The sequence below is a fragment of the Streptomyces sp. NPDC058741 genome, from assembly GCF_042746715.1.
Classification (GTDB): Bacteria; Actinomycetota; Actinomycetes; order Streptomycetales; family Streptomycetaceae; genus Streptomyces.
Window position 1 is genome coordinate 143,155 of record NZ_JBHYQH010000001.1, and the last position, 12,498, is coordinate 155,652.

Annotated in this window: 7 protein-coding genes and 4 pseudogenes; 4 read left to right on the forward strand and 7 right to left on the reverse strand. The window is 73.6% G+C overall.

What is annotated here, in order from left to right; all coding sequences use genetic code 11:
- Positions 1–17 precede the first annotated feature (17 nt).
- The 3 genes and pseudogenes from ACFW6P_RS00675 to ACFW6P_RS00685 all read right to left on the reverse strand — a co-directional run.
- Positions 18–629 (reverse strand): toxin-antitoxin system, toxin component family protein, encoded by a 612-nt coding sequence (locus ACFW6P_RS00675; protein WP_386422460.1) that lies wholly within the window; start codon positions 627–629, stop codon positions 18–20.
- Between the two features lie 230 nt (positions 630–859).
- Positions 860–3,832 carry a beta-galactosidase gene (locus tag ACFW6P_RS00680; RefSeq protein ID WP_386422462.1) on the reverse strand — a complete coding sequence of 991 codons (2,973 nt, stop codon included), beginning with the start codon at positions 3,830–3,832 and terminating at the stop codon, positions 860–862.
- Positions 3,833–4,355: 523 nt separating this feature from the next.
- A pseudogene (locus tag ACFW6P_RS00685) lies at positions 4,356–4,490 on the reverse strand (DUF4349 domain-containing protein); the annotation flags it as partial.
- A gap of 2 nt (positions 4,491–4,492) precedes the next feature.
- On the opposite strand from ACFW6P_RS00685, the pseudogene ACFW6P_RS00690 reads away from it, so the two are divergent.
- A pseudogene (locus ACFW6P_RS00690) lies at positions 4,493–4,588 on the forward strand (PPOX class F420-dependent oxidoreductase); the annotation flags it as partial.
- Positions 4,589–4,723: 135 nt separating this feature from the next.
- Here the strand turns inward: ACFW6P_RS00690 and ACFW6P_RS00695 are convergent.
- From ACFW6P_RS00695 to ACFW6P_RS00705, 3 genes and pseudogenes are all read right to left on the reverse strand, one after another.
- Positions 4,724–6,436 carry a pyridoxal phosphate-dependent aminotransferase gene (locus ACFW6P_RS00695; RefSeq protein WP_386422465.1) on the reverse strand — a complete coding sequence of 571 codons (1,713 nt, stop codon included), beginning with the start codon at positions 6,434–6,436 and terminating at the stop codon, positions 4,724–4,726.
- 171 nt (positions 6,437–6,607) lie between these two features.
- Positions 6,608–6,730, reverse strand: a pseudogene (locus ACFW6P_RS00700) (galactose-1-epimerase); the annotation flags it as partial.
- A gap of 1,296 nt (positions 6,731–8,026) precedes the next feature.
- Positions 8,027–8,476: a MarR family winged helix-turn-helix transcriptional regulator gene (locus ACFW6P_RS00705; protein WP_386422467.1), complete on the reverse strand. Its 450-nt coding sequence runs from the start codon at positions 8,474–8,476 to the stop codon at positions 8,027–8,029.
- Positions 8,477–8,578: 102 nt separating this feature from the next.
- Here ACFW6P_RS00705 and ACFW6P_RS00710 point away from each other — a divergent pair, with 102 nt between their 5' ends.
- The 3 genes from ACFW6P_RS00710 to ACFW6P_RS00720 all read left to right on the forward strand — a co-directional run bounded on the left by ACFW6P_RS00710 (position 8,579) and on the right by ACFW6P_RS00720 (position 11,301).
- Positions 8,579–9,601 (forward strand): NADP-dependent oxidoreductase, encoded by a 1,023-nt coding sequence (locus ACFW6P_RS00710; RefSeq protein WP_386350289.1) that lies wholly within the window; start codon positions 8,579–8,581, stop codon positions 9,599–9,601.
- Between the two features lie 91 nt (positions 9,602–9,692).
- Complete coding sequence (locus tag ACFW6P_RS00715; protein WP_386422469.1) at positions 9,693–10,106, forward strand: organic hydroperoxide resistance protein; 414 nt, start codon at positions 9,693–9,695, stop codon at positions 10,104–10,106.
- Positions 10,107–10,470: 364 nt separating this feature from the next.
- Positions 10,471–11,301, forward strand: a complete 831-nt coding sequence (locus ACFW6P_RS00720) for an EI24 domain-containing protein (protein WP_386350295.1) — start codon at positions 10,471–10,473, stop codon at positions 11,299–11,301.
- On the opposite strand, the pseudogene ACFW6P_RS00725 reads toward ACFW6P_RS00720, so the two are convergent.
- Positions 11,252–12,483, reverse strand: a pseudogene (locus ACFW6P_RS00725) (pyroglutamyl peptidase). The gene ACFW6P_RS00720 and the pseudogene ACFW6P_RS00725 sit on opposite strands and share 50 nt — an antisense overlap.
- Positions 12,484–12,498 lie beyond the last annotated feature (15 nt).

The following is a 12,498-nucleotide window of genomic DNA, read 5'->3' on the forward strand; positions in this document are numbered from 1 at the left end:
GGTCAGCGCCACGGCCGTCACGGTGCCGCACCCCCTCGGGGTCCGCGGTAGCCCAGCGAGCGCTGCACGGGTTCCAGGGGCGGGTCCGCGTCCCGCGCGCCCGACAGCAGGGGCCGGAACACCGCGGCCAGCCGGTGCCCGAAGTCCTCGGCCTCCGCCTCGTCCCGCTCCCGCGAGCCGTTGCGGGCGGCGATCACCAGCGCGACGTCCGACCACCCGGGCCGCTCGGCCAGCGCGCGGGCGGCCGCCGCGCCCACCACGTGCTGGTGGCGCTGCCCGGCGTGCAGATGCCACAACTCGTGCCCGATGATGACCAGTTGCTGCACGGCCTCGGCCCGCTCCTCGACGATGACCAGGTCGAAGTCCTGGAACTCCACCCACAGGCCGGTCACTTCGATCTCGTCGGGAAAGCGCTCGAACCGCAGCTCCACCGGCCGCCCGCCGCGCCGCGCGCTCATCTCCTCGCACAGCGCCCGGCCCAACTCCCCGACGTCGCGCGGGGCCCGGGGTCTGGACCGGACCGCGGCGGCGAGCTCGGCGGCCAGACCGCGCATGGCGGCGCCCCTGCGCGGACGCCCGAGCGCGGCGGCGACTCGGGCGGCCAGCGTCCGCGCGCCCGCGATGTCCATCGCTCCCCCTTCTCACCACCGGCCGACTGCTTGGCAGCGCATCCGAGCCTACGCGCACGCAACTGTGCGCGTCATGCGATCGCACGTCCGACGTCCGGGGGAGAGCGGCGGCCCCACCCGGTCGACGGCACGGCGCTCCGGGACGGCACGCTGAGCGCCGTCCTGGAACGTGATCCCGCTGGCGTGAGAAACGTCCGGCGTGAGGAACGTCCGGCGTCCGGCCGGACGGGTCACACCGGTCGCACGGGGACCCCTCCGGCCGCGGCGCCCAGCAGCGTCAGCCGTACCGTCCCCGGCCCCGCCGGTGTGGTCCCGTCGGACAGCACCGCCAGGGCCAGCGTGTTGGCACCCCGTGTGCGGAGGATCCCGTTCGGCAGTACGAAGGTGTGCTGCGGCCCTACGTCGTTGATGTACTGGCCCAGGTTCCAGCCGTTGAGGAAGATCTGGACGCGATAGGCCCGGCCCGGGTCGTCGTCGAGGACGAGGCCGATCGAGGCGTCGACCCCCCGGTTGACGTCCAGCCGGAAGCGCGTCCGGTACCAGCTGACGCCCTGCCGCCGGTCGGACCGGGGGAGTCCGGTGTCCTTCCAGTCCCCGTCGTCGTGCTCCGGCAGGTGCCAGCCCTCGCGCTCGCCGTACAGGCCGCCGTTGTTCATCGGCCCGCGCACCGGGTCGGGCGCCGTGGCGCCCCGGATGCGCCAGGTCACCTCGGGGTCGGCGCCCTCGAAGGTCACGGCGGTCAGTCCGCGCGCCGCCTTGTGGGTGTCGCGCGCCGTGCCGTCCAGGTCGTGCTGCATCCGCCGGACGAGCACGGACAGCACATGCCGCCCCCGGCCCTCCTCGCGGAGCCTCTTCCGCAGGTCCCGGGGCAGGGCGAAGGCGGCCTTCGCCGTCCAGGTCCCCCGGCGTGCCCGGGCCTTGTCGGGCACGGGCATCCGGTGGGTGCCCAGCGGCTCGCCGTCCAGCCAGGCCATCAGCAGGCCCTGCGTGCCCGTGCTGTAGGCGAGGGACACCGACTCGACGTCGCCGTCGCCGGTCCAGGCGCCCCGGTACCAGACGTCGCCGTAGTGGAAGCCGTAGTCGTCGGCGAAGAGCACGGGCTGCCCCTCGGGCACGGGCGTCGTGCTGAAGGTCGTCGTCCTGTCGGCCACGGTCCAGTCCGAGTCGTCGAAGTCCGGCTCGGACTCCGGGTTCTCGGTGCGGCGCCGCCAGCCGTCGAGGGCGGGCAGCACGGGCCGGGTCACACCGGGCAGCGGCCGCAGCGCCAGCAGGCCGCCGGAGGCGCTGATCCGGGTGGGCACCGCGCGCCCGTTCCACGTCACCCGCGTGATGCCCCGGGGCGCCCACACCTCCAGGCCGGTCGCGGTGACGGTGTCGCCCGTGAGGTGGACGGTGGAGCCGCGCAGTTCGGCCGACCGCAGCAGGGCAGGGCCGTAGACCAGGAGCTGTCCCGACGGTGTCTCGTAGGGCCACAGCCGCAGGGCGGTGGCGTCGTCGGCGAACAGCAGCAGCATCGGCGTGTCCACGCCGTCGCCCTCGACGCGCACCCGGCTCAGCCCGCCGGCGCCGAGCGGGGCGCTGACGTTGAGCTTGCCGAGGTTGTAGGCCCAGGCGGGCTCCGCGTCCAGCCGCATGGGCGTCGGCTCGTCCGCGCAGTCCAGCACGACCTGGGCCAGATCGCCCCGGCGGCCCGCGAACACGGCGATGTCCTGCCGTCCCGCGGTCAGGCTGAGCATGGGCTGCACGGAGGAGTACACCAGCGTCCGCCTGCCGAGCCGCAGCCGGGCGGCGATCAGCTTGGCGTCCCGGGCGGGGACGGTCACCGGCACGTCGATCCCGGCGTCCGGCAGCGTCGAGGAGACCGCCTCGTCGGTGTCGTTGCGCAGGACGTAGACGTGGGCGCCGGTGTCGGGGTTGGTCAGGTGGTAGACCTCGATCCGCTCGTCGGTGGCGCGGACCTCCTTCGCCGGGTTCAGCCGGGCGAGGTCGGGCACGTGCCGCAGCAACTGGCCGATCTGGTGCATCGGGGCGAGCTTGGGGGTGGCGTTGCGGGCCTCGTCGAAGGCGGCCCCGTAGTCGTACGACGTGCAGAAGGCCGGGGCGGGCAGCCAGCCCCAGGAGGTGCCGCCGTACGCCATGTAGACGTTGTGGAGCGTGATGCCGTTGGCGAGGTGCGTCAGGTAGACGCGCCGCTCGTAGGCCGCGTCCCGGGTCCGGCGCGCCTCGGCGTACCCCTTGCCGTCCGACTCGGCCCCGCCCCAGGTGCCGGGCCGGCCCCCGCCGGACTCGGACAGGAACCCGGGCGTGCGCGCACTGGCCGTCGCCCCGCCCTTCGCCCCGCCGGCGCCGAAGTGCCCCCAGTCGGGCGGCACCCGGTCCGGCTCGGGCGAGCCGCCGAACCCGTAGAGCCAGCGCCCCTTCTCCCCGCCGGTCCCGAACGACCGGGGCACCCACTGCCCGTCGCGTCCGCCGTCGTTGTGGAACAGCGGCACGTCGACGCCGTCGGCGCGGACCTTTTCGTAGAGGTACCTCATGTAGGCACGCCCGGCGGGCCCGCCGACGTGCCGCGCGTCCAGCTCGTTCTCGATCTGGTACAGCAGCACGGTGCCCGTGCCCCGGGTGAACAGGCGTCCCGCGACGACGGCGTCGACGGCGGTCAGCCACTCGTCGACGTAGCGCAGGTACGTCGGGTCGGAGGTCCGGGCGCGGCCCTCGGTGGCGGTCAGCCAGCCGGGGAGGCCGCCGGCGTCGACGTCCGCGCCGATGTACGGGCCGGGCCGCACGATGACGTACAGCCCCGTCTCCGCGGCCGTGCGCAGGAACAGGTCCAGGTCGCGCACACCGGTGAAGTCGTAGCGGCCCGGGGCGGGTGAGTGGTGGTTCCAGGCGACGCACACGCTGACGGCGTTGTAGCCGTGGGCGCGCATCTTCTGCAGCACGTCCCGCCACAGCGACGGGTTCGGCAGCCGGAACGGGTGCATCTCGCCCGACCAGAGGACCAGGCGGCGGCCGTCTACCAGGAGGGAGTGCCGGTCGAAGCCGATCTCGTGCCGCCGGCCGTCCGCGCTCGGCACCGGCGGTGGCGGGCCGGTGCGCACCGGGCGCGCCGAGGTGGCGGAGGTCGGCGACCCGCTGCCGGTCAGCGCGAGGCCGAGCGTCGCCGTACCGGCGAGAGCGTGGAAGGTACGCCTGCTGAGCTCCAAGGGAGCGCCTCCTGTGTACGCCGTGCTGGGTGCTGCGTGGTGCACCTTATGCGCCGGGGGGCCCGTCTCGCCCGGCGGGCGTCTTCCGGTGTGCTGTCCGCCGGCGCGAAGGGCCAAGGACCGCCCTGGCCGGCCCCTGCCGCCTGCGTACGATGCGACCGCCCCCGGCCTTCACGACTTCTTCATGCGAGGTTCACGGTCCGGGCCGCATGCGCAGCCATTTGGCATGGGCACGTTCAAATCGCTCGAGGTTGTGGACACGCGCAGTGGGCCACCGCGTCCACCCGCGCCCGGTGCCGTGCGGACGCCTCAGCCCCTCGACGAGCACGGCCGTGGTTTCCTGGTCGACGCGTTCGCCGACCGCTGGGAGGTGCTCGACCGCGAGCCGCCCGGCAAGACCCTGCGGGCGGAGGTCGACCTGCGTTCCCGGCGACACGGTCGGCCGGGAGCCGCCCGGCAAGACCCTGCGGGCGGAGGTCGACCTGCGTTCCCGGCGACACGGTCGGCCGGGAGCTGCTCGCCGTGATCCGGGCGGGCGCAGCAGCACGGCCCGGGTGCGCTCGTGGCCCTCGTCGTCGCGGGTGGTGGTCTCGTCGGCGAGGTAGCCGCCCGCGTTCTCGGTGGCGGCGCGGGCCTCGGCCAGGGACTCGGGGACGTTAGGACCAGTTCCTGCGGCACCTGGTCGACGAGCGCCGGGTCGTCATCCGGCTGCGGGTGGACCGGCTCTACGGGACCACGTTCGACGTCGACGGGTAGGGCTTCTCCCTGGGGAGGGATCACAAGCTCGGCGTCAACCTCCCGAAGCGGAGCAGCGGATGGCCCGTCCCCCGCTCATCCTCTCAGTGGCACGGGCAGGGGTGCGGACGGCCGCGGCCTTCCGTACCCGCCGCGCTACCCGGCCTGCCCCATGCCCGCCGCCTGGGGCCGGTTCTGTGCGGCGGGCCAGCCGGTGGCAGGGGCCGGGGACAGGCCGTTCGTGCCTCTGACCTGGGCAGCCGTGAGCCCGCCCCGGGCGGGGACGCCGGGCGGCGTCGGCCCGGTGGCGGCGGGGACCTGCGCCGGGGCGGCTGCCGGCATCGGTGCGGCTGCCGGGAACTGGGCAGCCGGAGCCAGCGGCTGTGCGGGAGTCAGCGGCTGTGCGGGAGTCAGGGGTTGGGTCGGTGCGAGCGGTTGTGCCGGCGCGGCCATGGGCTGCGGTGCCGGCTGTGGCACCGCCTGCGGCACCGGCTGGGGCGCCGACGGGCCCGGCAGCCCGCCGCCACCGCCCGCCGGTCCGGCGGACGCGGCGGCGGGAAGCGGCATACCGGTGCCGACGGCGGCCGGGGCCGGCCCCGGGCCCCCGGGCGCCGTACCCGCGCCCACCGACTGCGCGGCGAGCCCTCGCACACCCGACCCGTTCGTCTCGCTCATCAGACGGTCCACCGCCGCCGTACCCGAGCTGTAGCCGGCTCCGTCGGGCGGCTCGGGTACGGCGGCTCCCTTCCTCGACGTCCCGTAGAGCACCTGTTCCAGGCCGGACACCAGGCGACGCACGTCCACCTGGGGGCGCACCGCGAGCCGCAGGAAGCGACCGGACGAACCGATCTTGTTGCCGCACTCACGGACCAGGATGCGGTGCTCGGTGAGCATCCGGTCCCGGACCACGGTGCCCTCGGCTCCCACCGGCAGACGCACGAAGAGGAAGTTGCCCTGTGAGGGGTAGACGGTCAGCCCCGGCAGCGCGGACAGCTGGCCGGCCATGTCGAGCCGGTCGCGGCGCACCTGCCGCAGGCTCTGCGCGTACTCGGCGCCGTGCTCCTTGAGCATGAAGACGACGTGCTCGGCGAAGGAGTTGAGGTTCCACTTGGGCAGCATCGAGCGGACGCGGCCCGCGAGCGCCGGGTTGGCGACGAGGTAGCCGAAGCGGATGCCGTGCAGGCCGAAGTTCTTGCCGAGGCTGCGCAGCACGACGACGTTGGGCCGCAGTATCGCCTCCTGCACGACGGAGGGCTCGGCCTCGGCGTCCGCGAACTCCAGGAAGCACTCGTCGACCACGACCAGGTCGAGGTCGGCCATGGCGTCCATGAACTGCACGACGGCGTGCTTGTGGACGAAGCCCCCGTCGGGGTTGTTGGGGTTGCAGATCACAGCGACGCGCGTGCCCCTGGCGCGGATGAACTCGGCGTACTGGGCGAGGTCGAGGGCGAAGCCGCTGGACTCCTGGAGCGGGAACATGTCGACCCGCTTGCCGGTCTCCATGGGCTGGTCGGTCCAGCGGCCGAACGTGGGGACGGGGACGGCGAGGGACTCGCGCACCAGCAGGTGGTCGATCCAGGTGATCAGCTCCGTCGACCCGTTGCCCATCGCCACGCACTGCGGCGGGAGTTGCAGCAGGCTGCACAGCTCGGCCGTGATGGTGTCGGCGCTGCTCGGGTAGTACGTGATGATGTCGCGCAGCTTGCCGGCCATGTCCTCGAACATGGCCGGGGTGGGGAAGTAGGGGTTGCAGGGGATCCAGAAGTCCACCGGCCCGGCTCCGTCGCCGCCGCCCTCGCGTGCCAACGCCGCCATCGACGGGCTGTGGGCCGCGGTCCTGCGGAACAGCGACGTGACGTTGTCGGCCATGGAACCTCCGTGTGGGGCGGGCCTGTTGGGGACGGACGGATCCGACGTGCAAGGGCGGCCCGCGCGGGGGAGCGCGGGCCGCCCTTGGATACGGAGGCCGCCGAGGCACCGTTCAACCGTCGCGGAACCGGTCCGGACTCATGCCCATACGGTGAAGGCCGGGCGGGTGTCTCAGCAGCCGAACGTGTGGATCGTGGTCGTCCGGTACGTCTGCCCGGGCCGCAGCGCGGTCGACGGGAACGACGGCTTGTTCGGCGAGTCCGGGAAGTGCTGCGCCTCCGGGCACAGCGCGTCTGCCGGTGGTCCAGCTCGAAGGTTTGTTCGGTATTTCGTCACACGTTCGAAATGCTGGCGTGACGGTAGGGATCGGGCGGCGGTGGTGTCAATGGGTCGCGCGCATTACGGTTTCGGCGGTTTCGAAACCTCGGGTGAGGGGGGTCGTGGCGGGTCCCTACAGAACCTTCACAGCTGGATCTAGGAACGTGACCGGCGCGGATCTTAGTCTTCCGGCGTCATGGACTACTGCGACCCGTGCCGACGGCACCTCAACGGCGCGCTGGCCTGCCCCGGGTGCGGCACCTCGGCGGAATCGCTGCGGCGGCGTGCGCCGCGGGGTGGCGTGGGACATGGGCCTGACCCGTACGGGCCTGACTCGTACAGGCCTGCGTCGTTCGGGTCTGACTCGCGGGAGCCTGACTCGTACGGGCCTGCCTTGCGGGAGCCTGTCTCGTGTGAACCCGAAGGGGTCGGGGGGCCGGTGGGGTTCGAGGTGTCCGACCAGGACCAGGCCGGTGCGCCCTCCGGGCGTGCCGCGCGGCGTCGTGGGCGCGGTCCTGCCGCCGACGGCCCCGGCGGGGCCGGCCGGCGGGACCGGAAGGCCGCGGCGCACCGCCGGCGGCGGCGCCGCACCCTGTTCGTCGCCGCGGGGTTCGTGCTGGCGGCGGGCGGGCTGAGCCTCGCCGAGCTCGGTGCGGACGCCCCGCGGTCGGCGCCGCGACCGGCTGACGCCGGGGGCGAGTCCGCGGACGGTGACGCCGCCGCGGAGGCGGGGGACGCGCCCGGGAGCGGGTCGGGACGACAGGTCGTCGCTGAACGGCCGTCACGTTCCGCTTCGGTGGAGGCTTCCGACTCGCCTTCCGTGTCCGCGTCCCCTGAGGAAGAGGAGTCGGAGTCACCCAAGGGCGACGAGGCCGCTGCGAGGGCCGAGCCGGCCGGGGGCGGGGGTCCTGCCAGCCGTCCCCCGGCCGCACCGACGGCCGCCCCTCCGGCGCCTACCGTGGCTCCGACCAGTTCGGTGCCCGCGCCCGAGCCTGAGCCCTCGGAGTCCTGTGACCGGTTCCTGTGGTGGTGCACGTGACGTCTTCGTCAGGCCGGGTGCCGGTGTAGCGCCTGCGGCAGCCTGTGGCCGGTTCGGTGGGGGTGCGCGTCGCCCCTTGCGGTGGGGGGCGGGGCGGGGCCGCGCCGGGGTGGTTGTCCTCGGATCGGCGCGATGGAGCTGCGTAACGGCTGACTGTTCGTTGACGCGCCGACCGCTGCGGGCGGGCACCCCCTCCGGCACGTCCCCTCGCGCCGTCCGGCGGGTGCGGGGGCTCAGCCCAGCATTCCGCGGAGTGCGTCCCGCAGGGCCACCCGCTCGGCCTCCGACAGGCCCGCCAGCGGCTCGCGGGCGAAGCGCAGCGACTCGCGCAGGCTCCGGGCCACCCGGCGTCCCTCCGGGGTGGGCGCCGCCACCTTCACCCTTCGGTCCGAGGGGGCCGGCTGCCGTTCCACCAGGCCCCGGGCCTCCAGCCGGTCCACGATGCCGGTGACGTTGGAGGGCTCGCACTTCAGGCGCTGGGCCAGGCGCCGCATGGGCAGAGGCTCCAGGCACAGCAGGGTGAGCAGGCGGGCCTGCGCTCCTGTCAGGGCGTGCTCGGCCGCGGCCTCCTCGTAGTCCTCGTGGAACCGTGCCACCACTTCGCCGATCAGTTCCACGACCTCGAGGGTCAGGGGGTCGGGGCGGGGGGAGGTGCCGCGGGGGGTCGATGTGGTGGAGGCCATGCCGTCGAGGGTACCCGGTTATTTGACAATCTGAAATTTTCAGGAGCATGGTTGTTTCAGGCACTGAAACATTCGCTTCGCATCCAGGAGGCCAGGCACACCATGACCGACACCCCCGCCCTTCCCGCCGTCAGCCGCGAGTGGCACCTGCTCAGCCGGCCGGTCGGCTGGCCGAAGCCCGAGGACTTCGCCCTGGTCGAGGCGGAGATCCCGCAGCCGGGTGAGGGCCAGGTCCTCGTCCGGAACCTCTACCTCTCCGTGGACCCGTACATGCGCGGCCGGATGAGCGCCGCCAAGTCCTATGTCGCCCCGTTCGAGCTGGGCAAGGTCATGCAGGGCGGTGCCGTCGGCGAGGTCGTCGCCTCCAACGTGGAGGGGCTGGCCGTCGGGGACCACGTGCTGCACTTCCTCGGGTGGCGCGAGTACGCCGTCGTCGCTGAGAAGAACGCCGTCAAGGTCGACACGTCGGCCGCGCCGCTGTCGACGTACCTCGGCGTCCTGGGCATGACCGGCCTCACCGCCTACGCGGGTCTGCTGCGCACCGCCGCGTTCAAGGAGGGCGACTCCGTCTTCGTCTCCGGCGCCGCCGGCGCCGTGGGCGGCCAGGTCGGTCAGATAGCCAAGCTGAAGGGGGCCTCGCGCGTCATCGGGTCCGCGGGGTCGGACGAGAAGGTCAAGCTCCTGGTGGAGGAGTACGGCTTCGACGCCGCCTTCAACTACAAGGACGGGCCCGTCGGCGAGCAGCTGCGCGCCGCCGCCCCCGACGGGATCGACGTCTACTTCGACAACGTCGGCGGGGACCACCTGGAGGCCGCCGTCGGCTCCCTGAACGAGGGCGGCCGGATCGCCGTCTGCGGCATGATCTCCGTCTACAACAACACCGAGGCCGCCCCCGGCCCGAAGAACCTCGCCCGTCTCATCCAGACCCGCGGCCGCATCGAGGGCTTCCTGGTCGGGGACCACTACGACCTGCAGCCGCAGTTCGTGCAGGAGGTCGCCCCCTGGGTCGCCTCCGGCGAGCTGAAGTACCGGGAGACCGTCGTCGAGGGCATCGAGAACAACCTCGAGGCGTTCCTGGGCGTGCTGCGCGGCGACAACACCGGGAAGATGATCGTCAAGCTCTGACTGGGCCATGGTTCCGGCATGCGGTAGTTTCCTTCCGAATCCGTCCCGGCCCGGGCGCGAGCCGCGGCGGCGACCGAAGGAAGACCGCCTCATGCCGATCCAGCAGTCCGACGTCCTGTACACCGCCGTCGCCGAGAACGGGCGCGACGGCCGGGTGGCCACCGACGACGGCAAGCTCGACGTCGTCGTCAACCCGCCGAAGGAGCTGGGCGGGAGCGGCACCGGCACCGACCCCGAGCAGCTGTTCGCCGCCGGTTACAGCGCCTGCTTCCAGGGCGCGCTCGGTGTCGTCGCCCGCCGGGAGGGCGCCGACCTGACCGGTTCGACCGTGACCGCCAGGGTCGGTCTCGGGAAGAACGGGGACGGGTTCGGGATCATCGTCGAGATCTCGGCCGACCTCCCCGGGCTCGACCGGGACACCGCCCGGTCGCTGATCGAGACGGCCCACGAGGGGTGCCCCTACTCGAAGGCGACGCGCGGGAACATCACCGTGACGCTGGCCTGACGACAGCCGTTGCGTACGCGGAGGCCGCACCCTTGGACGTGGGGTGCGGCCTCCGCCCGGTCGGAGCGCGAGTGCCGCCCGGTCCAGACGGTCGTTCTCCGGGGCCGCAGCGCCGGGAAGGGCCGAACGGCGGCGCGTGCAGCCGTAGGAGAGCCCGCTCCTGGATTCCCCTCGGGGTGGTCACCGACGAGTGGTTCGGCCCCGGGCGCACGCGTGCCTCCCGCCGGGTCCGCGGAGTTCGGTTCGGCGAGGCGGACCGGTTCGACTCGACGCCGGCCCGCCGGGCGGCTCCCCGGAGGGGCTGTGACAGCGGTGTGACCGGAGCGCGTCAAGAGTGCGACACCGGCCCGGATAGGGTCGTCCCATGCGCGATCTAGGGACGGGTTTCCGGTACCTCCTCAAGGGCCAGCGATGGGTGGCCCGGCACGGCAAGAGCTACGGCCTCGGGCTGCTCCCGGGCCTGATCACCCTCGTCCTGTACGCGGCGGCGCTGGTCGCGCTGGCGCTGTGGGGCGAGGACGCCGTGGCCTGGGCCACGCCGTTCGCCGACGACTGGTCCAGCCCGTGGCTCGGCCTCTTCCGCGGCATGCTGACCGCCGTGCTGTTCGCCCTCTCCCTGCTCCTCGCGGTCGTGACGTTCACCGCGGTGACCCTGCTGGTCGGCCAGCCCTTCTACGAGAACCTCTCCGAGCGGGTCGACCGGGACGTCTCCCCGGACGGGCACGCCCCCGAGTCGGGGCTGCCGCTCTGGCGGGAGCTGTGGATCTCCGCCCGCGACAGCCTCCGGATCGTCGTTCGGGCCGCCGTGTGGGGTGTGCTGCTGTTCGCGTGCGGTTTCATCCCGGTGGTGGGCCAGACGGCCGTCCCGGTGCTCGGGTTCTTCGTCACCGGGTTCTTCCTCACCGAGGAGCTGACCGCCGTCGCCTTCCAGCGCCGCGGCGTCGAACTGCGCGCCCGGCTCGCGATGCTGCGGTCCCGCAGGACCCTGGTCTGGGGCTTCGGCACGCCCCTCGCCGTGGCCTTCCTGGTGCCGTTCGTCGCGGTGTTCCTGATGCCGGGCGCGGTCGCCGGCGCCACCCTGATGGCGCGTGAACTCCTCGGCGAGGAGATCGCCGAGGGCGCCGGCGAGAAGGGCGACGAAGCCGCTACGACGTTTCCGCTGCCACCGTCAGGATCTTCTTCACCTGCGCGATGATGTCCAGCCGGTTGCGCACGAACTCCGGGTCGGTCACCTCGGTGGTGTTCCCGGCGCCGAACTGCAGCACCGGCGTGTGCACGTGCCCGCCCGGCAGCGTGCCGTGCAGCCCCAGCCGGTCGCGCAGCAGGGTCGCCCGGTAGGCGATCTCGTTGGACAGGTAGTCCCCGCCGCCGCCCGCCCGCGCGGTCGAGCCCGGGGTGGGCCCCTCGGGGCGCACGACGGGTTCGGTGCCGCCCGCCGGGATCTCGGTGACGGTGGTGTTGTCGTACACCGGGAAACGGCCGGTGTCCGCGGCGGCGATCTCGCGGAAGGGCAGCGTGGTCGTCGTCCACTGCGGCTGCGAGGCGGGGTCGGCGACGGGGACGGTCCCGGTGCTGCCGACGTTCTCGTTGTCCCCGAAGCCGCCCCGCCAGGCCCCGTTGGTCCGCTCGACGTCGAACCGCCCGACGCGGCCCTGGCTCACGGTCGTGAACAGGTCGACCTCCGGCAGGTGCGGCCGCAGCGCCCGCTCCACCGCGCCCGCCGCGAAGTCCCCCCAGCGCACCGGGAACACGACCGTCTCGATCCGCGCCGGTCCGTCCGCCGTCCGGACGACGGTGCCGTCGAGGGCCAGCGCGGTGGCGCCGGACGGGTTCGAGACGCGGATGTCCCGGTCCAGGGTGAACGGGTCGAAACCGGTGAGCAGGATCCGCTTCGGGCCCCTGCCGTGCGGGAGGCGGACGGCGGTCTGGCCGCGCGAGGTGCGCTCCAGTTCGTCCAGCAGCCCGGCCCGCTGCCCGTCCGCCAGCCCGAACGACGGCTCCCAGGTGCGCACTTCACGGGTCATGCCGAGCCGCGCCCAGTACAGCGGCCGGTCGTCGTCCCGGCTGATGTCACCACCGGCCGGTCCCCGCCCCTGCGCCCGGTCCACGGCCCGCCGCCACAGGGCGCTCCCCTCGCGGGAGACGATCCGGCGCGCCTCCCCGTAGGAGCGGGCGGCCTGCAGTGCCCGTGCCAGCCGCGGAGCCAGGGCGTCGAAGCCCGAGCGGCGCAGGATCTCCCGCGGGACGGCCCGGTCGAGCCGCTGCTCCTCGACGGTGGGCGAGGGGGCCGCGGCGGCGGCGCTCGCGGCGGTGGTGGGGTGAGACCGGTCAGCAGGGCCAGGCCGAGGACGCCGAGGCGAACGCGTATGGAGATCAAGGAGGTTCGGGCCTT

What these genes read in the sequence shown, in the direction of transcription:
- ACFW6P_RS00675 (WP_386422460.1), bottom strand. Translation starts at nt 629, where the DNA reads ATGGACATCGCGGGCGCGCGGACGCTGGCCGCCCGAGTCGCCGCCGCG.
- ACFW6P_RS00695 (WP_386422465.1), bottom strand. Translation starts at nt 6,436, where the DNA reads ATGGCCGACAACGTCACGTCGCTGTTCCGCAGGACCGCGGCCCACAGC.
- ACFW6P_RS00705 (WP_386422467.1), bottom strand. Translation starts at nt 8,476, where the DNA reads ATGGCCTCCACCACATCGACCCCCCGCGGCACCTCCCCCCGCCCCGAC.
- ACFW6P_RS00710 (WP_386350289.1), top strand. Translation starts at nt 8,579, where the DNA reads ATGACCGACACCCCCGCCCTTCCCGCCGTCAGCCGCGAGTGGCACCTG.
- ACFW6P_RS00715 (WP_386422469.1), top strand. Translation starts at nt 9,693, where the DNA reads ATGCCGATCCAGCAGTCCGACGTCCTGTACACCGCCGTCGCCGAGAAC.
- ACFW6P_RS00720 (WP_386350295.1), top strand. Translation starts at nt 10,471, where the DNA reads ATGCGCGATCTAGGGACGGGTTTCCGGTACCTCCTCAAGGGCCAGCGA.